General features: G+C 43.3%; 28 protein-coding genes and 2 pseudogenes. 12 read left to right on the plus strand and 18 right to left on the minus strand.

All coding sequences use genetic code 11. The features are described from left to right. On the plus strand, positions 1-1,257 hold a 1,257-nt coding region (locus V7K97_RS02845), incomplete at its 5' end, for a group II intron reverse transcriptase (RefSeq protein ID WP_334799193.1). A gap of 268 nt (positions 1,258-1,525) precedes the next feature. On the opposite strand, the gene V7K97_RS02850 is transcribed toward V7K97_RS02845, so the two are convergent. Further along, positions 1,526-2,911 carry a beta strand repeat-containing protein gene (locus V7K97_RS02850; RefSeq protein WP_334799194.1) on the minus strand — a complete coding sequence of 462 codons (1,386 nt, stop codon included), beginning with the start codon at positions 2,909-2,911 and terminating at the stop codon, positions 1,526-1,528. Positions 2,912-3,650: 739 nt separating this feature from the next. Then, positions 3,651-3,920: a hypothetical protein gene (locus tag V7K97_RS02855; RefSeq protein WP_334799195.1), complete on the minus strand. Its 270-nt coding sequence runs from the start codon at positions 3,918-3,920 to the stop codon at positions 3,651-3,653. 50 nt (positions 3,921-3,970) lie between these two features. On the opposite strand from V7K97_RS02855, the gene V7K97_RS02860 reads away from it, so the two are divergent. Beyond that, the gene (locus V7K97_RS02860; RefSeq protein ID WP_334799196.1) at positions 3,971-4,612 is read left to right on the plus strand and encodes a HEAT repeat domain-containing protein; all 642 of its coding nucleotides are present in this window, start codon (positions 3,971-3,973) and stop codon (positions 4,610-4,612) included. A gap of 176 nt (positions 4,613-4,788) precedes the next feature. On the opposite strand, the pseudogene V7K97_RS02865 reads toward V7K97_RS02860, so the two are convergent. The 3 genes and pseudogenes from V7K97_RS02865 to V7K97_RS02875 all read right to left on the minus strand — a co-directional run. Then, positions 4,789-5,004, minus strand: a pseudogene (locus V7K97_RS02865) (integrase); the annotation flags it as partial. Beyond that, positions 4,970-5,221, minus strand: a complete 252-nt coding sequence (locus V7K97_RS02870) for a hypothetical protein (RefSeq protein ID WP_334799197.1) — start codon at positions 5,219-5,221, stop codon at positions 4,970-4,972. The pseudogene V7K97_RS02865 and the gene V7K97_RS02870, both read right to left, overlap by 35 nt. A 149-nt stretch (positions 5,222-5,370) precedes the next feature. Continuing rightward, positions 5,371-5,784 carry a hypothetical protein gene (locus V7K97_RS02875; RefSeq protein ID WP_334799198.1) on the minus strand — a complete coding sequence of 138 codons (414 nt, stop codon included), beginning with the start codon at positions 5,782-5,784 and terminating at the stop codon, positions 5,371-5,373. Positions 5,785-6,076: 292 nt separating this feature from the next. On the opposite strand from V7K97_RS02875, the gene V7K97_RS02880 reads away from it, so the two are divergent. After that, positions 6,077-6,688 (plus strand): phosphatase PAP2 family protein, encoded by a 612-nt coding sequence (locus tag V7K97_RS02880; RefSeq protein WP_334799199.1) that lies wholly within the window; start codon positions 6,077-6,079, stop codon positions 6,686-6,688. 266 nt (positions 6,689-6,954) lie between these two features. On the opposite strand, the gene V7K97_RS02885 is transcribed toward V7K97_RS02880, so the two are convergent. Together V7K97_RS02885 and V7K97_RS02890 are read right to left on the minus strand one after the other, a co-directional pair. Further along, positions 6,955-7,404: a P pilus assembly/Cpx signaling pathway, periplasmic inhibitor/zinc-resistance associated protein gene (locus V7K97_RS02885; protein ID WP_334799200.1), complete on the minus strand. Its 450-nt coding sequence runs from the start codon at positions 7,402-7,404 to the stop codon at positions 6,955-6,957. A 537-nt stretch (positions 7,405-7,941) separates the two neighbouring features. Next, on the minus strand, positions 7,942-8,190 hold the full coding sequence (locus V7K97_RS02890) for a hypothetical protein (protein ID WP_334706745.1): 249 nt from the start codon (positions 8,188-8,190) through the stop codon (positions 7,942-7,944). Between the two features lie 624 nt (positions 8,191-8,814). Here V7K97_RS02890 and V7K97_RS02895 point away from each other — a divergent pair. Next, positions 8,815-9,408: a DUF1003 domain-containing protein gene (locus V7K97_RS02895; RefSeq protein ID WP_334799201.1), complete on the plus strand. Its 594-nt coding sequence runs from the start codon at positions 8,815-8,817 to the stop codon at positions 9,406-9,408. A gap of 225 nt (positions 9,409-9,633) precedes the next feature. Here the strand turns inward: V7K97_RS02895 and V7K97_RS02900 are convergent, their stop codons facing one another. Then, positions 9,634-11,958 (minus strand): beta strand repeat-containing protein, encoded by a 2,325-nt coding sequence (locus V7K97_RS02900; RefSeq protein ID WP_334799202.1) that lies wholly within the window; start codon positions 11,956-11,958, stop codon positions 9,634-9,636. Positions 11,959-12,517: 559 nt separating this feature from the next. Further along, positions 12,518-12,766: a hypothetical protein gene (locus tag V7K97_RS02905; RefSeq protein WP_334799203.1), complete on the minus strand. Its 249-nt coding sequence runs from the start codon at positions 12,764-12,766 to the stop codon at positions 12,518-12,520. Between V7K97_RS02905 and V7K97_RS02910 the strand changes: the two genes are divergently transcribed. Beyond that, on the plus strand, positions 12,765-12,992 hold the full coding sequence (locus V7K97_RS02910) for a hypothetical protein (protein ID WP_334799204.1): 228 nt from the start codon (positions 12,765-12,767) through the stop codon (positions 12,990-12,992). The two genes, V7K97_RS02905 and V7K97_RS02910, sit on opposite strands and share 2 nt — an antisense overlap. 445 nt (positions 12,993-13,437) lie before the next feature. Here V7K97_RS02910 and V7K97_RS02915 read toward each other — a convergent pair whose 3' ends face one another. From V7K97_RS02915 to V7K97_RS02925, 3 genes are all read right to left on the minus strand, one after another. Beyond that, positions 13,438-15,066 carry a right-handed parallel beta-helix repeat-containing protein gene (locus tag V7K97_RS02915; RefSeq protein ID WP_334799205.1) on the minus strand — a complete coding sequence of 543 codons (1,629 nt, stop codon included), beginning with the start codon at positions 15,064-15,066 and terminating at the stop codon, positions 13,438-13,440. Positions 15,067-15,678: 612 nt separating this feature from the next. Beyond that, on the minus strand, positions 15,679-15,870 hold the full coding sequence (locus V7K97_RS02920; protein ID WP_334799300.1) for a hypothetical protein: 192 nt from the start codon (positions 15,868-15,870) through the stop codon (positions 15,679-15,681). A 134-nt stretch (positions 15,871-16,004) separates the two neighbouring features. Next, positions 16,005-16,136, minus strand: a complete 132-nt coding sequence (locus tag V7K97_RS02925) for a hypothetical protein (protein ID WP_334799206.1) — start codon at positions 16,134-16,136, stop codon at positions 16,005-16,007. 451 nt (positions 16,137-16,587) lie between these two features. Here V7K97_RS02925 and V7K97_RS02930 point away from each other — a divergent pair, with 451 nt between their 5' ends. Further along, a complete protein-coding gene (locus V7K97_RS02930) occupies positions 16,588-17,367 on the plus strand; it encodes a DUF2092 domain-containing protein (RefSeq protein WP_334799207.1) in 780 nt (259 codons plus the stop codon). 31 nt (positions 17,368-17,398) lie between these two features. Further along, on the plus strand, positions 17,399-18,166 hold the full coding sequence (locus V7K97_RS02935) for a DUF6515 family protein (RefSeq protein ID WP_334799208.1): 768 nt from the start codon (positions 17,399-17,401) through the stop codon (positions 18,164-18,166). A gap of 231 nt (positions 18,167-18,397) precedes the next feature. On the opposite strand, the gene V7K97_RS02940 is transcribed toward V7K97_RS02935, so the two are convergent. Then, on the minus strand, positions 18,398-18,619 hold the full coding sequence (locus V7K97_RS02940; protein WP_334799209.1) for a hypothetical protein: 222 nt from the start codon (positions 18,617-18,619) through the stop codon (positions 18,398-18,400). A 294-nt stretch (positions 18,620-18,913) separates the two neighbouring features. Here V7K97_RS02940 and V7K97_RS02945 point away from each other — a divergent pair, with 294 nt between their 5' ends. Continuing rightward, positions 18,914-19,057: a hypothetical protein gene (locus V7K97_RS02945; protein ID WP_334799210.1), complete on the plus strand. Its 144-nt coding sequence runs from the start codon at positions 18,914-18,916 to the stop codon at positions 19,055-19,057. A 51-nt stretch (positions 19,058-19,108) separates the two neighbouring features. Here V7K97_RS02945 and V7K97_RS02950 read toward each other — a convergent pair whose 3' ends face one another. Then, a complete protein-coding gene (locus V7K97_RS02950) occupies positions 19,109-19,252 on the minus strand; it encodes a hypothetical protein (protein WP_334799211.1) in 144 nt (47 codons plus the stop codon). A gap of 149 nt (positions 19,253-19,401) precedes the next feature. Here V7K97_RS02950 and V7K97_RS02955 point away from each other — a divergent pair, with 149 nt between their 5' ends. The 3 genes and pseudogenes from V7K97_RS02955 to V7K97_RS02965 all read left to right on the plus strand — a co-directional run. After that, positions 19,402-19,620: a hypothetical protein gene (locus V7K97_RS02955; RefSeq protein ID WP_334799212.1), complete on the plus strand. Its 219-nt coding sequence runs from the start codon at positions 19,402-19,404 to the stop codon at positions 19,618-19,620. 321 nt (positions 19,621-19,941) lie between these two features. After that, positions 19,942-21,741, plus strand: a complete 1,800-nt coding sequence (locus tag V7K97_RS02960; RefSeq protein WP_334799213.1) for a beta strand repeat-containing protein — start codon at positions 19,942-19,944, stop codon at positions 21,739-21,741. A gap of 219 nt (positions 21,742-21,960) precedes the next feature. Then, positions 21,961-22,251 (plus strand): annotated as a pseudogene (locus tag V7K97_RS02965) (ParB/RepB/Spo0J family partition protein); the annotation flags it as partial. A gap of 172 nt (positions 22,252-22,423) precedes the next feature. On the opposite strand, the gene V7K97_RS02970 reads toward V7K97_RS02965, so the two are convergent. Together V7K97_RS02970 and V7K97_RS02975 are read right to left on the minus strand one after the other, a co-directional pair. Further along, positions 22,424-22,915, minus strand: a complete 492-nt coding sequence (locus V7K97_RS02970) for a hypothetical protein (RefSeq protein WP_334799214.1) — start codon at positions 22,913-22,915, stop codon at positions 22,424-22,426. Positions 22,916-23,263: 348 nt separating this feature from the next. Then, a complete protein-coding gene (locus V7K97_RS02975; protein ID WP_334799215.1) occupies positions 23,264-23,824 on the minus strand; it encodes an IS607 family transposase in 561 nt (186 codons plus the stop codon). 123 nt (positions 23,825-23,947) lie between these two features. Between V7K97_RS02975 and V7K97_RS02980 the strand changes: the two genes are divergently transcribed. Further along, positions 23,948-24,298, plus strand: a complete 351-nt coding sequence (locus V7K97_RS02980; protein WP_334799305.1) for a hypothetical protein — start codon at positions 23,948-23,950, stop codon at positions 24,296-24,298. Between the two features lie 176 nt (positions 24,299-24,474). Here V7K97_RS02980 and V7K97_RS02985 read toward each other — a convergent pair whose 3' ends face one another. Continuing rightward, the gene (locus V7K97_RS02985; RefSeq protein WP_334799216.1) at positions 24,475-24,954 is read right to left on the minus strand and encodes a hypothetical protein; all 480 of its coding nucleotides are present in this window, start codon (positions 24,952-24,954) and stop codon (positions 24,475-24,477) included. A 167-nt stretch (positions 24,955-25,121) separates the two neighbouring features. Further along, positions 25,122-25,358, minus strand: coding sequence for a hypothetical protein (locus tag V7K97_RS02990; protein WP_334799217.1), 237 nt, complete (start codon positions 25,356-25,358; stop codon positions 25,122-25,124). Positions 25,359-25,464: the final 106 nt, after the last annotated feature.

Consider the following 25,464-nt stretch of genomic DNA (forward strand, 5'->3'; position numbering starts at 1 on the left):
AAAACCTTTACCATAGCCTGGACGCAGTTGTTTTCGATGAATAGTGACCGAGAACTCTATGGAAGTTTTTGCAAGATTGTAGGAGGGGTAATTTCTCCACTACTTGCTAACATAGCCCTCCACGGTCTTGAAGAAAGGATAAAACGAGAATTTCCCGAAATGAGTTATTCAGGAAAGGAAACTTGGTTTCACAAAAAAGGTGTGGAATTCAAAACGCCCAATATAATCCGATACGCGGATGATTTTGTGATTCTCCATGAAGACAAAACCGTTGTCCAAAGATGCCGGGAAATTGTCTCGGAATGGTTAAAAGGCATAGGTCTGGAATTGAAGCCTGATAAAACACGGCTAACCCACACGTTCCACCCGGAACTAAGCGAGGATGGAATTGCCGGATTTGACTTTCTAGGTCATCATATTCAGCAATACCCGGCAGGCAAGTACAGAAGCAATAAAAATGCCCAAGGTACACTATTAGGTTTCAACACTTTCATCATCCCATCCCAGAAGTCAAGTAAGGCGCATCAAGAGAAAATTAGGAGGATTATCCTAAAACATAGGTCTTCGCCACAATCGGCAATAATCAAAGACCTTAACCCTGTCATCAGGGGATGGACATCCTTCTACTCAAAATCCGACGCTCAAACCGTCGGAGAATTATCAAAACAAGACCACCTCATCTACCTGAAACTTCGACGATGGGCAAAACGCCGATGTGGAAACATTAATGATGGTCACATCAAATACTGGACAACCATTGGCGGTGATAACTGGGTATTCGCAACCAGGGAAGGAAATGCAAACCCCCTCCGGTTACTAAAACATAAGGAGTTCTCTTGCAGTAGCACTAATTATGTAAAAGTTAAAAGCGATAAAAGCCTCTACGACGGCGACTTGGTTTATTGGAGTACAAGAATGGGCGCACACCCCGAAATGTCTTGTCGTCAAGCATATCTGCTTAAAAAGCAGAAGGGAAAATGTACTCATTGCGGATTACACTTTCAAGAATGGGATGTCTTAGAAGTACATCATATTATCCCTAGAGCTTTAAGCGGTAAGGATGAATACAAAAACCTACAACTATTGCATCGGCATTGCCATGACGAAAAGACCAAAGAAGACCTGATTGAAATAAGGAAAAAGGACACTTCCAAATTCCTAGATAGGATTAACAAATTCATGTCGAAATTCAATTGGGAATGGTGTAATGATATTCCTACATTTTTGGGGATTAACGGGTCAGAAGTCCATTATTGACAAGGATGTACACATTGAGTAGCCGTGTGCCATGAAAGTGGCAAGCACGGTTCCGCATGGGAGGGGTGACGCAGTAATGCTCACCTCGACCCTAACCACTTAAGCGGTATCCTTAAATCCTAGCCAGCCACTTTGTAAGTGCTAAATCTGGTAGTGATTCTAGAGAATTAGAAACATTGTTGTTTCGCCTAATTTCGGTCTAATGAATAATAAACTTGTTAAAAATTCTCCGGTTTATACTTATGATTATCCGATTCATTGTCCATAGCTACACCATAAAAGTTTCGCCAATAACACTAGAGAAACTAAAAGCGGCAGCAGGATCACTGGCACTACCAATAAACTCGAAGTTCTTTACGAACATATCTGTCGTTCCATTGTTTACTGTATAGAAGCCCTGGAGATTTGCGGTATGTGAGACTGTATAGCTTCCAGTGCCAAAGAGCAGCTTATCTTTGTTGCCATTGCCGCCATCAAAAAATCCGCTGCCAAATCCTTTGATGATGTCATTGCCATCTCCGAGAATGGTAATGCCATTGCCACCAAAGCCACCATTGAGAGCATCGACGATATCGTTACCACTACCGGTATTGATAGTGCCGTCGTTAGAGATACCGAAACCGTGAGTGGAACTGCCAATGATGGTGTCGTTACCAGCACCAGTATTAATAGTGCCTCCCAGGTTGAGGATGCCAGTGGCAAGGCCTGCAGAAGTGCCATCGGCATTGCCAATGATGGTGTCGTTACCAGCACCAGTATTAATAGTGGCACTCAGGTTGGCAATTCCACCGGCAGTGCTGGGGGAAGTTCCAATGAAATTGCCAATAATGATGTCGTTACCATCGCCAGTATCGATGGTGGATGAGTCGTTTACGATGCCAGTGGCAATGCCATTTGTAAAGCCACTGCCACTGCTAGTGCCACTGATAATGCCAGTGATTGTATCGTTACCATCGCCAGTATTGATTGTGCCGCCCTCGGAGATGCCGATGCCAAAATTGCTGCTATTGCTAGTGATTGTGTCGTTACCAGCGCCAGTATCGATGATGCCAGTGCCACTGCCGATGAGACCAGTGGTTGAGATACCCCTACCGTCAATGCCATTGGATTTGCAAGTGATTGTGTCGTTACCATCACCAGTACTTATAGTGCCGTAGTTTACGATGCCAAGTCCATCGCCACTGGCAATTGCAGTGATTGTATCGTTACCAGATCCAGTATCAATAGTGCCTTCTGGTTGGTTATTGATGCCATAGCCATTGGCAGTAGAAATTCCAGTGATTGTGTCTTTACCAGCACCAGTATTGATTGTACCACCATCGTTGTAGATGCCAATAAAGTCGCCAATTCCAGTGATTGTGTCTTTACCAGCACCAGTATTGATTGTACCACCATCGTTGTAGATGCCAAGGTAGCCTGTGGCACTGATTGTGTCGCAGCCAGCACTGGTATCGATGATGCCAGTGTTTGTGATCCCGCGGGTGCGAAGGCCAGAATAGCCGGAGGTAGGCAGGGGGGTTGTTCCAGTGCCAGTGATCTGGTCTTTACCACCAAGGGTATTGGCAATGCCAGTATTGACTATCTCCGCAGTCCCTAATGGAGGAATGATGTCAGCCTTGTTGGTAAACGTTAGCGTGGAAAGGTCTATAGCCATATTTAAAACAGTAATAACTATTAGTTAGAAATACCTTCGCCAATTTAGGCGAGACTGTGCCAAAACGGGCGAAATGTACGCTAAGCAAAAACTTGAAATGCTGAAATTCATGTCTAGTTTCAAACCCTGTGCATTTATACCAGAGTGAGTCAACACTTAATACCTATCAGCAATTAAGGATTTGGTACAATCTCTCTAAAGGCATAGGAAAGCATATACTTCAAGGTCATCTAGGGGTTCAGCCGGGATACCCGCAAAATAGGACACGTTGTAAATTAATGTTGCAGAGCGTGTTTTATTGATTTACTAACTTGCCCAAAAATGATATTGCGACAATCAAAATTGTTGCACGGTGAAATCAACTCTTCACCCCAATAGTCCCTCAAACTTGCCCATAAACAATCATTTTTGGGAATGTTTCAACTGGAGGAATCAAGTCAAGCTTGGGATTGAAACAACAGTATATCAAGGGTTTGGCTTGATATACTGTTACATAACTTTACAAGGTGTCCCATTTTGCGGGTATCCCGGCTGAACCCCGTCATAGGCATCGCTGTTGGGGTGCAACTTTGACTCTCTTGATTTGATGGGGGCGATGGTCTATGGGTTCGCTTGTATTTGCTGGGGAGCGATGCCCAACTCTTAGAGACGCTCCGCGTAGCTTGCTTCCCCTCCGGGGTACGGCGCAGGCTCAGGGTAAGACCTGCGGCGGTAAACTACGCCAAGTGTAGTTTCTTTCTCAATCAACATTGCGCTTAAACTCCATTTGGGCGAAGTGCTCTTGCAGTAGTTTGTGGAGGAAGCGGTAGCGACCACCAACACGCTGAAGGAATAGGCGATCGGTGCAGTAATTGAGAAATCGGGCGTAGTTCCAGGGGATGTAGCCTGCCCATTTTTCAAGCGAACGCGAAGAGCGTCTCGTAGAGAGGAAACTTGAGCGATCGCCTGATGCCCAGATGGGGAGCGATCGCGGTGGGAGCGTCAATGAAGATAGAATGCTTTCAGGCACGAAATACAAGTTTTCCTAATACCTTAGATTTTCAGGAATAACCAAAGCCAATGCTGCCTAAAGCTTTTGCGCTAAGTGATGAAAATATAAAAACTTTGATTGATTATCTATCCATACTGAGAAAATTTATGACAAGGCTTGCAAGACAACTAGCTCTTCCAACTACCGTTTTCTGTTGCTTTTTATTTCTGCTGCCAACCTATGCAGTCTATGCTCAATCCTTAGGCAAACCCAAGATTAAGGCTGAAATTCAGAAATTGGATACTACGTGTGCAAACACTAACCAAAAGGCGATCAAGACTTTGAGGCAAGCAAGTAAAGAGTCTGTTCCTTTTTTAATTGAAGTACTTAAGAATAATCAGAATACAAAACTTCAGGCATCGGCTGCCTGGGCACTCGGACAAATTAGCGTGGAGTCTAAAGCAGTAGATGCTCTAATCAATGCTTTGAAAAACCAGAATGAACCTGTGCGCCTTCAAGCAGTTGAGGCTTTGGCAAATATCAGTGGAAATAATGTTGATATTACTTTACAAAATAAAAATGCTGTATCTGCACTGATTGCTTTAATAAAACAAGATACTAATAATGAAGACATTCAAGTCGCTGCCATTTTTACTTTAGGAAACATCGAGACAAAAGGAAAAGCAGCAATCCCTATATTGCGGGAAAAACTCAATATAAATAATACTTGAAAAATGTTTACTAGGCAGTAAAAGTAGCAAAGAGATAATTTGCTGTCATGCACAGACTGAAAGGCCTGTTGCAAAAGAGTTACAAAAATAAAGCGCTTTTTTACCAAAAAACGGAGAAAATGCGTCGCAAGCTGGTTGCACTGTCGGGGCTTAGTTGTAGTAACGGAAAATTCACTATCAGCTGCTCGTCCATACTCATCCGTGGACATTAACCCTAACCGCCAAGCTTCCTTGAGCGTCCGCTGCAACGCACATAGCATTTTGTTCGCCATCGCCGGACTGTATTTTTCCATCAGCACCGACCTAACTGCGGCTGTGTGCTGGTAACGCAACTTTGACCAATCCAAAGTACTTGCATCACAAGTACCACTGGTTAGCAGTTGGGCGATCGCCTATTGCCATTATTTGCAAGATATCCAGGCTACTTTTTACAGGGCGTGATGATGCAGCGGGGATTCGCAGATGTAGGGGTGCGTAGCTTGCCAACCTAGGCATCGCCTGTCTGCTACGTTTCCTCTCTTCTCTTCTTAGGCTGCGCCAACGAGACGCTATTCGCGAACGCTTGTATTCTGCACAGATGTCAGGGCGATCGCTGGAATGTTTTTTCATAACATCAACTTCTTGCCATTGCTCCGTGTCATTGCTTTCCCATTTTCAAAGAGGAAAGGAGCGATCGCACCCATTCTGAAGGGAAGACTAACAGTAGGAGCGTAGCTTGCCGCCAACTCTTGGAGACGCTCTGCTGGCCCATTCAGTCTCTATTTATGATGTTGAACATCGTAAAGGGCACGCTTAGTCGCTTTGAGTGCAGCATCGATATGCACAAGAGAACGATGTTGTAAGCCCCGGGCTGTTGGATCGTCTTCCTCACGCCTGACATCGGAATGCACTTTCTTCAATATTTCTTCTGCCTTGTGTAACCGTCCAGGATGATTATTGGGGACATCGACATTTGGATGCTCGTGGATGTCTTTGCCATCATCAATAGATGCCTTCTTAATGTCGTTAATAGTGTAATCTATCTGCCCAATTGCAACATCTTCTTGTCTACTAACGGCAGCATCGCCTGGGCGATGTTCCAGCAACCACCGTGCAGTGCGTAAATCAGTCAGGGCGTGCAGGTAATAAGGATGCTTCCCTGGCAAGTTGGCATACGCAGATCCCGAAGTCATCAAGAGACGATCAATTACACAGTGGTGGTAGACAAGGTTCTGCGATCGCAGATGATTTAATTAAGTTTGCTCACTTATCTGATTGGCGTAATCAAATCCTAGAGTATGCAACCAGCTACTCTTTGCAAGTAAAATTAGATTATCAAGAATTCTGTCAAAAATCATGAGTCTTGCCTAGTCAAGAATCGCCATGTAATTAATTCTGTTTGGTTAGTTATGCCTCTAGTATTAGAGAAAGATTAATTAATGCGGGAGCAAGTTGATGCGCCTCACCAGAAGTCGGAGGGCAGTATTGCTCCTACTGCTTGGCGGATTTATTCCCTTACTGATATTTGGGGACTTAGCAGAGGATGTCTGGAAACAAGGCGGATTTTGGTTCGATGTTCCCCTATTATTAGCTATTCACAGCACTGCCCAACCGAAACTAGATGTTTTTGTCTCACACTTGACGAAGTTAGGGGTGTTTTGGGGGGTATTCCCAGCAGCAGCAATGATTGTGCTGTTCCTACTGATTCGACAACGGTGGCGTGCTTTAGAGTACTTTTTCATCGCCTCGGTGGGCAGTATAATCATTAATCAGACGGTTAAGCTGTTGCTGCACCGGGCACGTCCTCATCTGTGGACATCACCCGCTCCAGAATTTGATTATGGCTTTCCTAGTGGTCATGCTATGGCTAGTATGACTTTGGTGGCAGCTTTGAGCATTTTGAGTTGGAACAGCCGTTGGCGTTGGTTTGTTCTGATTATCGGAACCCTGTTTGTCTTAATAATTGGTTGGACACGTTTGTATCTAGGAGTCCATTATCCAAGTGATGTATTAGCAGGATGGATGGTGGCATTGGGCTGGACACTTGGAGTCAGCGTGCTAATCAACCCACATCAAGTTCGCCGGAGATATCAATAGTAAACAGACTGCTAGAGGGGTGAGTGAGACTTCTGATGTACAGAGTGATGAAGTCAGTATCGGATAAAATATTGGGAATTAAATATTAGACATCTCCGAAAAAGAATTGTTTTGACGTAGCACTGCTACGTCTCTACAAGGGTTCTGGGTAATGCATATTTAATTTCACCAGATGTCTGATCGCATAAATGTTGAGGCAAGTCGATGGGGCCGATTCTAGGGTGTTGAAAAGTTCAATTCATTTGACCCCAATACCAAAATTTATCTTACTGATGCTGTTGCTGCCATTGTGCGCGTTGCTGTTCGAGTTGCTGCCTCTGTTCGGGAGTGAAAACAGAGTCCATCTTCGCTTTTTGCGCTGTTATAATCTGCTTGATTTGAGCCTTTTGACTGTCAGTTAGATTTAGAGATTTCATGACATCACGACGATTAGTATGTTGCCCTTGTTGATGCTGTGTTCTTGCTGCTTTCAGCTGTGCAAGTTGTTGTGGTGTATAAACACCTTCGATTTGCTGCCTGCTATCTTTTTCAATTTGACGCAGCTGTTGTTTTTGCGCGTCAGTCAGATTTAATTTTGCCCAGCGACCGCCTTCTTTTTTGTGAGAATTTTGTTGAGCTTGTGCTAGCAATGGCTGTCCATTATGAATCGCATCTGCTTTAACAATAAAGGGAACTGCTACAACACTTACTGCTACAAGACTTGCAAGAACAGACATGAACTTATTAAGTTTCATCATACTTTAGAGGTAAATTTGCTTTTTGTGTATGTCATCATCATAGGAATCTATGATCAAAACTGAATGAGCTAAAAGTCATGATTTATACTATGACCTTTGTAATAGTGGCGCATGGGAAGGTTCGGAAACCCACCAGTTTCCAATGTTCGGGTTGGGAGTGAAATTCTTGCTAGCCATAGCGTTGTTTGATTAACACTGGCGATCGCACAGTGATCAAGCGAGGAAAAAAGAGCGACACCGAATAGCCCGTCGTAGACATCGCTCTCAATTAATTCTTAGAGGAAACCTATGGGGAATTCAAAAGATTATCGAAGGTTCGTAAGAGAAGTACGAAAGCCAGATTTGCTACATTAAAGGAGTGAAGTGCTGGGCACAAGAAGCTCGATTTGGCGGTATTGTGATTGAAACAATGATAAATGATGATTTGCCTAATCACTAAGAACGCGATCGCCCAGCCTCCCCAATCGTTGCTCCCATATTTCCAGGACTGAATAGTTGTTAAAGGAGGAACATAAGTTATTCTCTGTCAAACAGATTTTCAGTGTCTTGGATCATTCCACCGAAGCCTTTGTTAACTTCAGTATTGATATCGTTATTGATAACTTGATCAACTTCAGTGTTTAGCATTTGCTCAAATCCCTCAGCACCAGGAATGCGATCAGCTACACCGTCAAGAATTGGGTTGATCAGGTTATCTGCGGTTGTGTCGATGGCTGCATCAACGCCGAACTCCCCTGCTTGCTCTGGAAAATTTGGATCTGACATTTGACTCAACTCCCTGAGAAAAAAACTCGGATATCAAAGCAATACTGAATGCTTCTTTATTAAACCTGATTGTGGGGACAGTGGTAGTTATTTCAGTGGTAGAGTTCAGTTTTAGCGTTGCATCCCACCCAATGTTCAATTGGTTACGCTTAGGCGACCACCTAAAATCTCTCTCCTAAAAGGAGAGAGACTTTGAATTTTCATCGGGAAGGGGGTTTGGGGGTTAGGTGTTTCGTGGCTTTTCCACATAACGTGAAAAGTCAGAAAAGTTACCTGGAGACGCTTTACTTTATAATTGATTGCTATTTTGCTTTTAGAAAGGGTGCATTTCCCACCAACAAGCGACTTTCACGCCGATTAATACTGAAGATAACAAACTCTCTTCAAGGACTGCAACTCCATTTGCAGAGGAGGAAAAAGAAGATTCTGATGGAGAAACATTCAGCCTTGATTTTGATTTGTAACGGGAATGTATTGGCACAAGAATGTAACAGCTTTGGCACAGTAAGCTCAAGACTTGAGTTTATAATTAAATCCGACTTCAAGACTTTGAGTTTAAGTAAGCAAAGTAGTCCAGTTAATCTAATTTTTGAAAGGCACTATTCATTACAGGACATTGAAATTATGCAGCAAGTTGGCATGAATGAGGAGGAATTTGAATATTATGAAGACAATAATCCAGCACTGTCTAAAATAATACAACGTAACATTCGGACTCTGATTCGCCTTCGACTTCAGGCTGCTAATAAACGAAATCTGCAAGACCGAATTGCGGATACGATTACCTCTTTTTCAGGACATATAGTTTTTGTTTACGTACATATAGTCTGGTTTGGAGCTTGGATTGTTTTGAACACGGGAAGAATTGGCGTGCATCCGTTCGATCCATTCCCCTACGGACTATTGACAATGGTAGTATCTCTGGAAGCAATTTTTCTGTCAACATTTGTGTTAATTAGTCAAAACCGTCTGAGTGAAGAAAGTGAGTATCGAACAAACTTAAATTTACAAATTGCACTACTGACAGAGCATGAAGTCACACGAGTATTACAGATGCTTGATGCGATTCAAGACAAAATGGGCATTGATAATGATGAAGACAGTGAACTTGCCGACTTAGAAATGGAAACCAAGCCCGAAGATGTGCTAACTGAAATTGAGCGGCTTCAGCAGTTAGCGTTGAAGAGAAAAAAGCGGCTCTTACGTAATTCCAGATAGAGACCATCTGTTCTACAGTTTTTATCTCGCCAGCTTATTCGAGCAGTATTGCAACGCTTCATCATCTTCAAAGAAAAAAGTGATTTGTGTCAATTAGTACCAGAAAAATTCTGAGAGGAAAACTCCATAAGGCGATCGCCCAACAGCAAAGATATGAGCTTCGGCGCAATCAGGGTAAGAAAATAGTCTGTTTATTTGAGCGCCCGCCCTACTAGCAACGCCTGGTTAATTATAAGAAAAAGTACTGCCGCTGAGGTTGCAAATCCAGTTATCATGTCCTTTGCTGATGAATTTCCCTGCCAGATCATCAGACTTGATATACTTACTTGAATCCTCTTGGGGTGTGTCAAAGTTACAAGCGATCGTGCTGTAGTCTACTGTGGCGGTGGCATAGCTAGAGTTAGAGTTGTAAATGCCACCACCATCGCCCGACTCTTCTCCACCAGAACTAAGCTCGATCCCGAAAGCTTTATTGTGCCTGATAGTGCTGTTGCCCACCGTTAGGGTGCCATCATTGTAGATGCCACCGCCAAAGTGTGACTGATTGTTACTAATGGTGCTATCACTTACGGTAACGATGCCTAATTGAGTAGATGGAACGACTCCATAAAAGGAGTCGCCGGCAAAGGCGACGAATTGAGTATCTATATTAACAGAGCCAGAATAGTCGCCACCGTCGTCGGCATTATTGTAGATGCCACCACCCGCTTGACCCGCCGTATTACCACTAATACTGCTATAAATAAGGGTAACGAAGCCTAATTGATTGTTGCTGCCATTTCCGTTAGAGCTAGAGTTGTAGATGCCGCCGCCGTAGTCCCTGGCATAATTATTACTAATGGCGCTGTGACTCACTGATAGAGTTCCATTATTATAGATGCCGCCTCCAGTGGTTGCATGATTGTCACTGATAGTGCTACTGATAACGATGAGACTGCCATAGGACAGCGCAAAAATAGTTCCCAAAACTTGTGCATCAACAGAGGAAAATTGAAGAATGCCATAGTTGTATATACCACCGCCCTCCTGTGCTGTGTTGCCACTTATGGTACTATTGTTTATTACGGTAACATCGCTTACATGGGAATCAGCCAAGTTGTTAGTGTTGAAAATGCCGCCGCCCTCGCCCTTTGCTGTGTTGTCACTAATGGTGCTGTAGTTCAATGTGACATTACCATCGTTCGAAATGCCACCGTTCAAAATGCCGCCGCCCTGTCCCGCCTTTACCTGGTTGCTACTAATGGTGCTGTAGTTCAGTGTGACACTGCCATCGTTCAAAATGCCGCCACCGCCGACCTTGTATGCTATGTTGCCAGTGATAGTACTATGGTTCACTATGAGACTGCTAGAGTTCCAAATTCCGCTGCCGCCATCGCCCGTTGCCAAATTGTCACTGATGGTGCTGTAGTTCAGTGTGATAATGCTCTTATAACTTTCAATGGCGTCGCCAATGTCTGAAATACCGCCGCCGAAGTCTGCTGTGTTGTGAGTGATGGTGCTGTAGTTCACCGTGAGGTTGGCATCACTGTCAATGCCGCCGCCGCCGACGTCTGCTGTGTTGTGAGTGATGGTGCTGTAGTTCACCGTGAGGTTGCTCAGGCTGCCAGTGTTGTAAATGCCGCCGCCGATGCCTGCTGTGTTGTCACTAATAGTGCTGTAGTTCACCGTGAGGCTGCCATCGTTGGCAATGCCGCCGCCTTCGAAGTTTTTTACTGTGTTGCCATTGATGGTGATGTTGCTCACCGTGAGGCTACCAGTGTTGTAAATGCCAGCGCCGTCCGCTATGGAGTTATTGCTGCTAATATTACCCCCTTTCATTGTGAGGGTGCCAGAGTTGTAGATGCCACCACCTAAGCAACCTATGTCGCGGTATATATCACCTGTTGCCGAGTTCTCAGTGATGGTACTGTAGTTAACTGTGAGAATGCCAGAGTTATAGATGCCGCCGCCGTCACCTTCAGCACTCTGAGAATCATCGGTGTTGTTACCAGTAATAGTGCTGTAGTTCACTGTCAGGGTGCCAGAGTTATAGATGCCGCCGCCGTAGTAGTAGCTGCCTGCCGAATTGCCACTAATGGTGCTGTAGTTCACTGTGAGGCTGCCAGTGTTGTAAATGCCACCGCCCGCGTTGGTGACATCTTCGTTGGGTGTTGTGTTGCCGTATCCGTATAGTGTGTTGCCAGTGATGATGCTATTGCTCAAGGTCAAGACACCTTCATTGGAGATACCACCGCCTCCACTTGCGCCATCATAGCTATTGGTAATAGTCAGACCGTTGATTGCTGCCGTTACACCTTTACCAATATCAAAAACACGGTCAGCACTATCATCCTTAATAGTTAGTAAGCTCGGATTTGTGCCTTCAATGGTCAAGTTGTCTGTGATCCTCAGACCACTACCAGTCAAACTGATGGTATGAGCCAGCCCATCAGTAAATAGTCCACCAAAATTGATAATGTCTTTTCCTGTCAGGGCATTGGCATCTAGAACTGCCTGCCTTAGTGAACCTGCACCACTGTTGTTAGTATTAGTGACGGTAAATGTAGACATTCAGATGACTCCTATTTTTTGACCTTGTATAAAAATTGATATTAAGAATCATGCTGATATTACTACGAATCTGCAAGCATTTTTTCTACTGCTCACCTGTAGTCAGAGGTCAAATTCAAAAACTGCGATCGCCCTACAAACGTGCAGTTAAGTAGGCGTGATGAAACCAAACTAAACCTCATCTAAGTTGAGAACCGTAGTTTTCGCCCTCACCCTAAATCCCTCTCCCAGACATGGGAGAGGGACTTTGAAATTCTGGCTCCCCTTCTCCCATATCTGGGAGAAGGGGTTGGGGGATGAGGGCAAATCTTTTTGATCAGGGATAGGACTTACGCAAAACTGCACGCTGTAGGGGCAATTCATGAATTGCCCCTACCTCAAAATCAGGGTTATAGCTATTGTTTGCGTAAGTCCTGAGGGAAAAACTACAGGTTTCAAGATAGATATGGTTTATGTACCATATTTCATAGAGAGAGCCAACTCTTGGAAACGCTCTGCGCCTTCGGCATCGCCGATTTCCTCTGTTGCAAAACCAAGGATTTAACCCTAAAAAGCCTGGTTAATTATAAGAAAAAGTACTGCCGCTGAGGTTGCAAATCCGATTATGATGGTATTTAGTGATGAATTTTCCTACTAGATCATCAGACTTGATAAGCTTAGTTGAATCCTCTTGGGGTGTGTCAAAGTTACAAGCGATCGTGCTGTAGTCTATTGTGGCGGTGCCAAGGCTATAGTTATAAATGCCGCCACCATCGCCAGACTCTTCTCTACCAGAACTGAGTTCGATCCCGAAAGCTTTATTGTGCATGATAGTGCTGTTGCCCTCCTTTGAGCATCACGTTTCAACATGGTTGTTGGGTCAATCATCTTTGAAAATTTCTTCTAGTATTAGTGGTTTGCCAGCGAGGAAAGAAGCTAAATCCCTCAGTTTAAAAAGAGTCTCAAGTGGGTGCAAGAGTGCGATCGCTCAAGTTTCCTCTAAGAATGCTGATAAGCGGCGATGGTCAGCGATTGCCAGAGTGCGCCGGACTTAAGAGCGAAAATAAGTGTGCTTGAAAGCGTTGAGTTTACGGAATTGTTCGTGGCATATCTGTATCCGTATTTGCTTTTAATGTTCATCTCATCGTCACACTTACTTACAATTTTCTCGCTAACCATCTTGACAAATCCTGTTTGAAAAAGAGGAAAAGGGGCAGGGAGCAGGGAGCAAGGGGGATAGAACAGAAAAGGGATTCGACCCCTCCAATACGAGAACCACTTAGCAGAAGTGGGGGACGTAAGAACATGTTCCGCTCCGCAAACTAGGCAGGAGTCAGGGGTCATTTCCCCCCGCTCCCTGCCCCCTGCCCCCTGCCTCTTCGTTGAAATGGAATGAATCAGCCCTGCCTGACGACCCATGCCCACACCCCTAAACCCCAACAAATAAGCCAGCAAGGAGGTTTCACATGAGTCTTCATGCCATTGGGTGTAGACTACTTGCTATTCAGGCTCGTCAATATTTAGATGCCTTTGCCCTGGCTCAGTGGGGGATTTGCCGGGATTTCTCACCACAAATTTCAAAGCCTTATAAAATCGAGATTCCGGTTTTTCACACTGCATCAAAAAATAACCTTTCAAAAATGCCCGAAATATATTCCGCGCAAGGATGGCGAGGAGTAAAATCCCGTAACTTGTGAGCGATGCGGGACTCGTCGGAAGAGTACCGACCAAACTAGATTGGTTGAGAAGTTGAAAATTATTCAGGTTGAATGTAGGTATAGTAATATTATTGATGGGAAAGGTATTGTTTATTAAGTTGTTATCAAGAGTGGTGTTCACGGTAGTACTGCTATTTACAGTGTTAGTGGTGTTCACGGTAGTACTGCTATTTACAGTGTTAGATGTGCCATTGAGAACTTGACTTTTCGAGGTAGGAAGTTGGTATGCACCAATGTTAACCGATGCTGTGCCAGTACCATCGCCAGTTATGCTATTGAAGGCATTGGAGCCAGCATTGATCGCAGGACTTCCAGGTTGAAGACTAAAGTTGCCATTTGTTGGATTAACAAACAACGGGTCTTGGTTTAAAATATTACCTGCTCCAATGGCGTTAAAAACTCCCTTGTCAGCAAGGTTATTGTCAATTGTAAGGTTAGTAGACTTGTTATTGAGAATGAGAAATTCTCCCTGGTTCCCATAGAGAATATTGTTATAAACTTGAACATTTTTAGCACTGTTAAGAAAAAGTTCTCCGTTTGCAATTACTTGTGAATTTTGGTAAAGTGTATTATTCACAACGTCTACAGGGTTTTCTCCCTTAAAAACCTGAATACCTGCCCCACCATTATTGTAAGCAAAGTTGTTAGTGATTAAGACTTTACCTATGTAATTTCCATCACTTGCAGAGTCAAGCATTATTCCATGACCCTCGGTTATTTTTCCGACTGCGCTCCAAGGAATTAATGATTGATTATTAAAAACAGTGTTACCTTGAATAATTATTTTGTAACCTGTTGTGTTGCTGTCAGAGTTCCAAGGTCTAAGCATTGAAATACCTTGTGTACCATAAGGAGAGTACCAAGCATTTCCAGAAACAATATTATTTTGGACTGTAATGTAGTCGGCTGAAAGTGTTGCAATCCCACCTCCGGGAAAATTAGAAACATTGTTATTACTAATTGTGATATGACTGGAATGTTGATTTGGATTGTTACTGCTGACATCAGCTGAAATACCATTTCCAGATGTTGCTGGGTTACTCAAATTGTTTTTTTGCTGTTGGGCATAAGCTAATGTAATATTATCCCTATTCCCTACTAATTTTAAGCCTTGAATTTTGATATAGGTCGAGCCTGTAATTGATATAGCATTCCAATTTTTTCCGTTTGCTTGTAAAACAGGTGTCTGTCCGGGTAGCGCCGCAAATGTGATCGGTGCATTAGCCGTACCCTGCTTATTTACAATACTCAGGATATTGGCGTAAATTGAGGTGTAAGTGCCATTCATAATGTAGACATTATCACCTGGTAGCACTAAATCCCCGGCTCGTTGGAGGGTGGCAAATGCGCCTCCCTGACTCAAGCCACTATTTCTATCATTGCCTGTTCCAGAAACGTAGTATGTAGTCATCTGTTTACTCCGAATATATGTAAGGGATGTAAGGGAAATTAGAAGCAGACTTTTTCAGCAACTTAAGAAAGTTGCTAGGTAGTTATTTGAATGGGTGATCTATCTGGATTTTTCAGACAGTCACAGTCGTCCGATAGCGACTTGAAATCGCATCAGTTGTAGAAACGCTGTTGTCAAACTGAAAATTTTTTCTCCTGTCAACCGTTGATGGTTAAACCAGTGGTATCGATATCGTCAATCGTCAGGGTTTGAATTCTTCTTCAATGGTTGTCTTAGGTCAGGAGGTTGCCAAATCCGCATGGGAAAATGCACCTCCAGGCTAATAGCTGTAGACTCAAAGTTACAGTAGTCAAAGTTAAATTGGTTGAAACTTTAGTCGGTTGGCCTCTTAAGTTAAGAGGACTAATGTAACAACTTAGTCAAAGCTGTTCTAAGCGTTGTAAGTAAGCTTTGTGAACTTAGTCAAAAGTAACCTTTACAAATCGCAGATGATATCAGTAAAAAGCCGGATCTTAGTAATTTTTTTTACAACAAAAGCCAAAAAACTATGGGAGTTATGAGGTATCAGCTTCCGTTTTAAACGTAGATGTGATAGATAGCGATCGCCCTCCCTCAACTCCCCTCACCTATCCACTCCCGCCCCGCCTTCTGTGCAGCTTCAGCCGAGTAATAAATCTTACGTTCCCCAAACACCGCACCACCAGGGCTAATCACCCGAAATTGCCAGCAATGGGCATCAGTATAAAACACAACCATTGTGCAACCATTGATGTTGACAACTAGATGAACTGTGGTTTTATTCATGAAAAGCGGCGGGAAACTCCACCCCAGGTGTCTGTAGAGGGATAGCCGCCCCGCCGCTTTAGTCATTAGTCAAAAGTCATTGGTCATTGCTACTAATGACTAATGACTAATGACTAATGACTAATGACTAATGACTAATGACTAATGACTAAAAACTCCATCCCGCAAGTGGCGTGGAGTTTTTTATGATGCAGTGCAACAGTTACTATGCCGACTGCATCAACTCTAAAAGATTCTGAATCAGATATCTGATCTGAGCCGTCCATTGATTTTTATTACAATTTATATCGTGATCAATCAATTCATGCAGTAAATCACACGGTAGTTACTCAGAATTAGTAAATGAACAAGGTTATCTGTTAGAGATGTTCCTCTATAAATGGGTATCAAAATCACATCTGGAGAAACACTGGGCCGATATTTGCATTGCTTGCCACCAGATACGATAGCTACCTTTGATGAGAGTTATAGAATGGCGCTGATTCTGAACAAGGGTGATCTTTTCTCCCTTAACGTCTTAAGTAATCTGACAAAATTAATTACACAAAAATCTGGACTGAAATCCAAGACTTGCAAAGGATTGGTAAATAACTAACATGTAATTAATTCTGTCCAGGGACTTAGTATCTCTCACCATTGAATTCTTTGAACACAGCTTCATTAATGAGTCCAACCCTCAGAAATTCTTCTTTTGACAACGCAATCAAACAAAAACTCATGAAAACCTGGAAAGCTCGCATCTCAGTATCATTATTTGTGATTTGGATCGCCACCTTCATAGCTCCCTTCAAAACCCTTGCTCAAGTACCACCTGAGTCACCTATCTTCCCTCAGGATGAACCGGAAGGGATTCTGAAAAAAGTATGCAATACATTAAGTACAAAACAAGCGTTTACCGTTGATGTCGATATCACTTACGACAATGTGCTGGATTCTGGTGAAAAAGTTCAGTACAGCGCCTTTCAACAGCTATGGCTAAAACGTCCCAACCAGATCAAGGCAGACTACTCCGGCGACGAACGCCACACCAGTTTCTATTACGATGGTAAAACCTTCACGCTGCTTGCGAACAAATTAAAATTGTATACCAACAGACCCGCTCCTCCTACCATTGATGCTGCGCTCGGAGAAATTGAAGAAAAGTACGACGTTACTATCCCCCTAGCGAACTTATTTGTTACCGATCCTTGCAAGAAAGTCATCCCCGTGATCCAGAAGTCTACATACGTGGGATTTGACATGGTAAATAGGGTTCCTAGTTATCACTTCCTATTTACGGGGAAAGACAGGGATTTTCAGATTTGGATTGACAAAGATACCGACCCAGTTATTCAAAAAATTGTGATTACGTACAAAGATCTGCCCGGCGCGCCTCAATACACAGCAATTCTTTCCAACTGGAAATTCAATCCACAGATCCCCGCCGAAATATTTAACTTCAGACCACCCGCAGGCTCAGGTAAAATCGAATTCCTTTCACCTTCTGAAACCAAATAATATCACTTACCGATAATAAGTAATAAATGAGATGAAATTTTCTACACATCAAACCTTTTTGGCTTTGATTTTAGCTCTTTTGTCTGCTAGTGCGCTGCCTCTGGATGCAGTTTATGCCCAACGCCCCAGCAACGGTAACGTTAATAGAACGGGCGCTTCTTTCCGCGTCAACAGTAGAGTCAATTTACAGAACAGGGGAAATATCAACCCTGGAAATGTGAATCGCTCTAATATCAACCCTGGAAATGTGAATCGCTCTAATATCAACCCTGGAAATGTGAATCGCCCTAATATCAACCCTAGAAATGTGAATCGCCCTAATATCAACCCTAGAAATGTGAATCGCCCTAATATCAACCCTAGAAATGTGAATCGCCCTAATATCAACCCTGGAAATGTGAAGCTTAGAAATACCGTCAATGTTAGACGAGCGATTCCACAAGGTGGTAGGTTTGGTGGTGGTTGGAATGGTCACGGATATGACACCCCATCAGGTTGGGGATTGGCTACCTTCGCATCTGGTCTAGTGATTGGTGGGATCATTAATACTCTCCCACCCTATTACATCCCCATAGATGTGGGAAGCACAAATTATATTTACTCAGACGGCGTTTTTCTGCAACCGAGTGGCAACTCTTACATCGTGACCAAACCTCCTATTGGTGCAGTTGTACCTTTTCTACCCGATGGCTGCACGGCAATTAATATGGGTCGACTAGTATACTACAACTGTAGCGGCATCATCTATCAACCATTCTATCAGGGTAGCAATCTGGTATACAAAGTTGTCCAATACTAGTAGTCTGTCAGGGTTGAAATGAGGGTACATATAATGATTGGGGTCTTAAACCCTTTGATTGACGATAAATTGTTTTTTGCCCCAAAATCCAGAATACAGCACTTCCGGCAGCTATGAGGTACATCCTCAAAGCTGAAATCTATGCTCTTGAGGGGCAAGGAGAAAAGTGGCAAACTTCGCTTGTCAGATAGCTGCACTGATGGCAGAGCAAGCAAATCTATACTTTCAGGACTAATCATCTTTAAAAATCTCCTCCAGCATTAGCGGTTTACCAGCTAGTTCAGAAGCTAAATCCCTAAGCTTAAAGAGAGTCTCAAACTGCCCACGCTCAAGTTGCCCTTTTTTGGCAGATGACAAGGTTCTTTTGTCCAAGCCAGTCATTTCTTTGGCTTTTTGAATAGATAAGTTTTTTTCTTCTGTCCAATAACGAGAAAGGTCAACATACTTAGGCATGGAAGAACCACATAATTTCTATTTTTCAACTTAATTGACGCACCAAAAGCGGATTTTGGTGCGTCAATACATTAACACGCCAACGCGCTTGATAGTTTTGCTGTTAAAACTACGTTAAAACTCTAACACACCAATACGTCAACGTATGTATAATAAAGGATATAACAAAGGCGATCGCCCTCCCACCAAGAAGTTGCGATCGCCCAAGTTGTAAACCCGATTTAAAAGGTCAAACGATGAATCCAATAATAGTGGATGCTCAAGTTCTCGCGCAACTTGAGTTAGAGCAGTATTTTGAAGCAGCAAGCAGAGGATATTGCCCCAGAGTTTGAGGTTGACTCTGTGGATGATGCTGATTTCGGTGCTTTATATCGGCTGTGGTCTGGTATGAGGCTACTGGGCACGTTGAGACGCGCTTACGCCATCGCTTGTAAATAGCGTAGTTTACCGCCGCAGGCATCGCTCCCCCCTCCATTGCTCAAGTTTCCTCTAAGAAACCTGACTCAACGCCCTTCCCCGCAGTTCAATACTTGCCTTGACACTGGTAATATCCACGGGTGATATCAACTCTAACCGCAGCGCTTCTGTCTTTAGAAAGATTTTTAGCGGAACTTCTATATACACATTTGACATATTAATGACACAACTAAGACATAGATGTAAATAAAAGCTTAAAAAAATAAGAACTGTTAGTTAATGAATTAATCTACTTAAATTCATCACAATTAAGTCAAAAAAATAACTGGCTTAATTGTCAAGAGTTCAATAAAGGAAAAAGATTCATGAACAGGATTATTGCAGCAATAGTGGCAATACCAGTGTTGGTTGCCTCCATGCCAAAACAGGCATCAGCACTCTCAGTAGTCAACCCAGATGTTCAAAAACCACAAGTCGGAACATTACTTGCAAGACAAACCCAGCGTCGTCGGTGGATACGTGGGCATTGGATAACAAGAAATCACCATCGCGTATGGGTTAAGGGTCATTATCAGTATTACTAACCACGAACTAAGCGTGAGATTTAGATATTTTTGGTGCTAAATCTCACGCTTAGTAGTTCGCCCTTGAGTGAACTTGGTTATTTATTGGGGAAAGGGAGAAAACACTTTCCCTTTAACCTTTTATATACACCCCAATCCGAAAAAGCGCATTTTGGGGTTGGCAGACCAGTACGGCGATCGCAGTTTTTCTTTCTTGACTTTGATCTCTTACTACGGATGAGCAGTAGAAAAAATACTTGCATATTTGCATATTCATAGTATTATCAGCATGATTCTTGATATCAATTTTTATACAACGAGAAAAAAATTGGAGTCATATCAATGTCTACATTTACCGTCACTAATACTAATAACAGTGGTGCAGGTTCACTGCGGCAGCAAATTCTAAATGCCGATCTCGCTGGCGGAACAAATATCATCAATTTTGGGGGATTGTTTTCTGATGCGATCGCTCATACCATCAATCTGACTGGTAGTAGTCTGAGTATCACAGACAACTTGACCATTGAAGGCACAAATGCCAGCTTACTAACAATTAAGGATGATAGTGCTGACCGTGTTTTTGACATTGGCAAAGGTGCAACATCTGCAATCAACCGGCTGACTATTACCAATAGCTATGATGGCGCAAGTGGAGGCGGTGCTATCTCCAACGAAGGCGTCTTGACCTTGAACAATAGCATCATCACTGGCAATACAGTCAAACCAGACAATAATGTACTTTCATCCGAAGTTAACGGCGGTGGCATTTACAACACTGGCACCCTCACGCTGAACTACAGTAACATCACTGGTAACAACAGCTATGATCTTGATAATGGTGAAGGTAACGGCGGCGGCATTTATAACACTGGCACCCTCACAGTGAGCTACAGTAATATTACTGATAACTCGACGACAGGTGACAATTACCGCGACTTAGGTGCATCAGGTGGCGCTATTTATAATACTGGCGTCCTCACAGTGAAGGCGAGTAAGATTAGCAGCAACAACTCGATTGATTTTGGTGGTGGCATTTACAACTCTGGTAGCCTCACAGTGAGCAACAGCACCATCAATGACAACACAGCAACATATCAGTCGGGCGGTGGTATCTACAACGATGCCACTGCGACTGTGAATCAAAGCACTATTAGTGGTAACACGGGAAGTGGAGGAGGCGGTGGTATAGGTAACAACGGCACTCTATTTGTGAACAACAGTACTATCAGTGCCAATTTTGCATCAACAGATGACGGCTTCGGCGGTGGTATAGGTAACAACGGCACTCTATCTGTGAATCACAGCACCATCAGTGGTAATCAGGCATATTTTGGCGGTGGTATCAGCACCCAAGGCACCCTATCGGTGAATTACAGCATCATCAGTGGCAACACAGCAACCCAAGGCGGCGGCATCGGTTACTTAATTAATAATTACTTAAAAGACATCCTATCGGTGAGTAACAGCACCATCAGTGGCAATACGGCAACCGAAGGCGGCGGTATCTACAACTATGGTTACTCTGCCGACTATGGTAGCCTAACGATAACCACTAGCACTATCAAAGACAATCATGCATCCACTGGAGGTGGGATCTACAATAATGGTACTCTATCGATTACTAACAGCACTATCAGTAATAACTATGCCAGCGACTATGGCGGCGGCATCTATAACTCTAGCTCTAACGGGAACCGCAGCGACAATCAATTAGGCGTCGTTAACGTGAGTTATAGCAACATTACTGACAATACGGCACTTACTGCCGGCGGTGGCATCTACAATAATGCCGATGACTCTGGCGACTATTCTGGCACTATTACATATACTCAATTAGGCATCATTAACGTGAACCACAGCACCATTAGTGGCAATCAGGCACACTTTGGCGGTGGCATCTACAATGATGGCACCCTAACGGTTGGCAACAGCATTCTCAGGGTGAATAAAGCTTTCGGCATCGAACTCAGTTCTGGTCGAGAAGAGTCTGGCAAGGGTGGCGGCATTTACAACTCTAGTGATGGCACTGCCACAATAGACTACAGCACCATCGCTGGTAACTTTGAAACACCCGAAGAGGATTCAAATACGTTTATCAAGCTTGATAATCTCGTAGGTAAATTCATCACCAAAGGTTGATTCGTGAGAGTTTAAAACGACATTATAGATTCTAGCATTTTCTAGTCTGGTGAGGTACAACCCGCGTTATGTTTATGAAGCTTTCTTAGGAGCCTTGTAAAAATAACTTGAACAATTTTGATGGGGAAGTTAAGCTCACAACTTGTTCCAGATTAAATTTGTACAACTTATTTTTAGATGATGCCTTAGAGGATAAGAGGCGATCGCTATAAACAAGAAAATTCCGAACTGAGACATAACGTTATGTCTCAACCCCAAACTCAGATAATTGAAGAATTATTCGCGTCTTTGGGGCGGATGAGTTGGGAATCGTTTGTCAAAAATCGCCTACCACTGCTCAATCTGCCCCTAGATGTGCTAGAAGTACTGCGTTCTGGGCAAATCGAATATACCAAGGCAAAGGCGATCGCACGAGTTGAAGATGAGGAAACAAGAAAACAACTCTTAGAAGATGCGATCGCCTACAATCTCTCATTAAGCGAAATCAAGCGTCAGATTCAAGAAATTGACTTTCTTTCTTTCTTTCTTTCTTTCTTTCTTTCTTTCTTTCTTTCTTTCTTTCTTTCTTTTGCCTTTTTACTTTTTACTTTTGCCTTGTTCGGTCATTAATTTGAGCAGATTTATGCAAAGAAAAAGGAGAGTATTGCTACTCTCCTAACATAATTGGAAGAAAAATTTTAGCTTAGTGATTCAAACGGGCTTGACGTTGACGCAATTCATGAGCGTGTTGTTCACGAGCTTGACGCTGACGCAATTCATGAGCGTGTTGTTCACGAGCTTGACGTTCACGCAATTCATGAGCGCGTTGTTCACGAGCTTGACGTTCACGCAATTGACGAGCGCGTTGTTCACGAGCTTGGCGTTCGTGTTGGGCTTTACTGTTATTAAAAGCTACAGTATTACGATTCAAATGATCATGCTCAGATTTGAATTCAGCAGCATTAGCATTTTGAGAAAGAGCCGCAATTGAAGCAGCAGCTAATAAGCTTCCAAGAATCAGAGATTTTAAGCGATTCATATATCCTTTAATCTGCCTTGCATTACGTGATTTGTATATTCTTAATGTAATCGTCATCATCAGGCACACGCCTGTATACAAAGTCATGTTAAAACGGTTACTTTTGTCACTAATACTAGGATTGATATTTGATTTTTGAAATTGGTGATTATTCAAAACCTTATATAACTGGAATGGGCGATGCCCTTCGGCGCACGCTCAGGGTAGGACCTGCGGCGGGCTATGACGCTCTCTACGAGACGCTAAAAGCGAACGCGGACTCGCTACCGCTACGCTATCGGCGTCGCACTGATTAAAAGATTTTCTGAGAGGATGCCATCGCATTGTTGTGATGGGGTGTGCGATGTCTGCGACGGGCTATTCGGTGTCGCCTGCCTGAAATTCCTCTGCCAACGCTCAGATCAAAATCTGTTGTGTAGTGAATTTCCCAGCGATTATTTCTTTACCTTTTACTTTGCGTTTCATAGTCTCGACTCACTACGTTTATATGTATTGCACACCTATTCACTCCGTTTCACTACTGTCTTCATCATGAATTGCAGATATATTTTGCTCTTCCTCTATCTTCTTTTTATAAGCACGTAGAAAATAGAGTTTTGAGCTAAAAGTGTGCATAATCGCCATGAAGTCTTGGATTAACTCCTCATGGGGAGAGAGTTTCACGTTGTTGATAATTACAATTTTGCAGTGGTGAAGATTGCAAAACCATTCAACAAACTCAAAGCCAAACCGACAAAGCCTGTCTTTATATCCCACAACTATCTCAGATATCTCATCGTTGGAGACTTGAGTCATCAGCTTGATAAAGTTCTTGCGTTTCCAATTCATCCCACTGGCGATATCTTTAACTACACGGCATCCAGGATATGACTCGCTAAGATATTCAATCTGAGATTTCATCTCCTCTATCTGACTTTTGGTACTAACACGAGCATACAGAACCCTTTCTCTGTCAGCTTTTGACTCAGATATCAATGGCACTAAGGAAAGCCCAAAGGCTTGTGTAGCCTCGTTCCCAGCCTCCAGGCTGGGAATGTATTCTGAGGGGCTGCTGCCTCTGGTCAAGGTACTGGAGGCGGCAGCCCCCCCAGAATGGCTTCCCAGCCTAGAGGCTAGGAAGCAGTCAGAGCAAGAGCTGTATCTTAACTTAGTGCCATTCGGGTTAGAACCAACTATTTGGTAGACCCAATGCGTGGTGTGTCTCAAGTGTTACTTGAATATAACGCTAATCGTCAAGTTACTGCTGAGTATACTTACGGACTGGGATTAATTAAGAGCGATCGCAGTGGCAATCAAAATTACTATCACACTGATGGCTTGGGTTCTACTCGCGTATTGACAAATGCAACGGGGCAGGTTGTTGATAATTATACCTACGATGCTTACGGTCGTTTACTGTCTAGTACGGGTACTCAAAAAAAGGGGGTCATTTGGAAACGAGCGAGAAAAAGTCATAAAGGGAAACAAGACCCAAAAACCAGAGAAATCAAGCAAGCAGACCTAGATATTGCCTTTCAGTTCTCTTGGATAATCAGCTAGTCGGCACGCTCCCGGTAATACCCTTGGAACTAAATCAGCTAGACCTATTTCCAGAAGTTAAACCCACACCAGCGCCATGATTGCCAGTCCCAAAAACGACGGCTCAAACCCTGATTCTTTCTTCAAGTTCCAAAAGTTTTCGGTCTACTGACTTTCTCCGACGAAATTCCCCACCCCTACCATCTTCCATAGTGTCTCCCTCCGTAGAACCCTCTTCCAAATCCGAAGTTAATGCCAAAAGTAGGATAAGGCGACCCATAGATGGCATAAGGGTTGTAGATGTAAGTAGGAGGAGGCGCTACGTTGTAATAACCATCTTCATTACAAACCTGAGTAGTATGTTGTACAATTGTTTTCGGTGCAACAGTCTCTTGACCAGTATAAGGTAGATTAAAGTACCCATCCTCAAAACCACGGGCAAATTCACCTCCCACAGCCCGAGGTTTATAAGCAACTCTATTCCGAGCGGTTTGTTCTCCTTCTCGATAACCATCTGCATAAGCATGCGGATGATCCGCCGCCGATTCTTTGATCACCCTGTTGTAAGTAACAGGATAACAGGAAACAATAGGATCAGCTTTAGCGGCTTGGGTAAAAAGTAAAGATGTTGAGCCAGCGATGAAGCTGAATATTGCAGCAACAACTATTTTCTTCACAGCCTTTAACCTCATTTATGCTTAATGCTCTAAGCCCTTTAACTTTAATTATAAAACCTGAATTATCAGGTGACATGAGCCAAAAATATTAAATCCCCTGTCAACACCCCTGCCTTTAGGCATGGGGATTCTAGCCTCAAGTCTTAGGAATACCACGGCGCAATAGTTTATTTATTGAAAGCGACGGGAAACTCCATCCCAAGAGTGTCTGTAGAGGGATAGTCGCCCCGTCGCTTGGGGCATTGGGCAACATCTTCCCCATGCCCAAAAACTCCATCCCGCAAGTGGCGTGGGGCAGTTGGCTCTCCGGCGAGTTCTGGCGCAATGGCTGCTGACGAAACAACAATATTTTGCATCCCTCGCGTCACGCAGGTTTGGGCGCGGTCGGGTAATTGAGCCAGCATATTCCTCAACTAGATAAATACTCTTATCTGCATAATCATGAACCGGATAATCATAAGTATAAACCGGAAAATTTTTAACTTGTTTTTTATTCATTAGACCGAAATT

The sequence above is a fragment of the Nostoc sp. genome (assembly GCF_036917815.1).
Taxonomy (GTDB): domain Bacteria; phylum Cyanobacteriota; class Cyanobacteriia; order Cyanobacteriales; family Nostocaceae; genus Nostoc.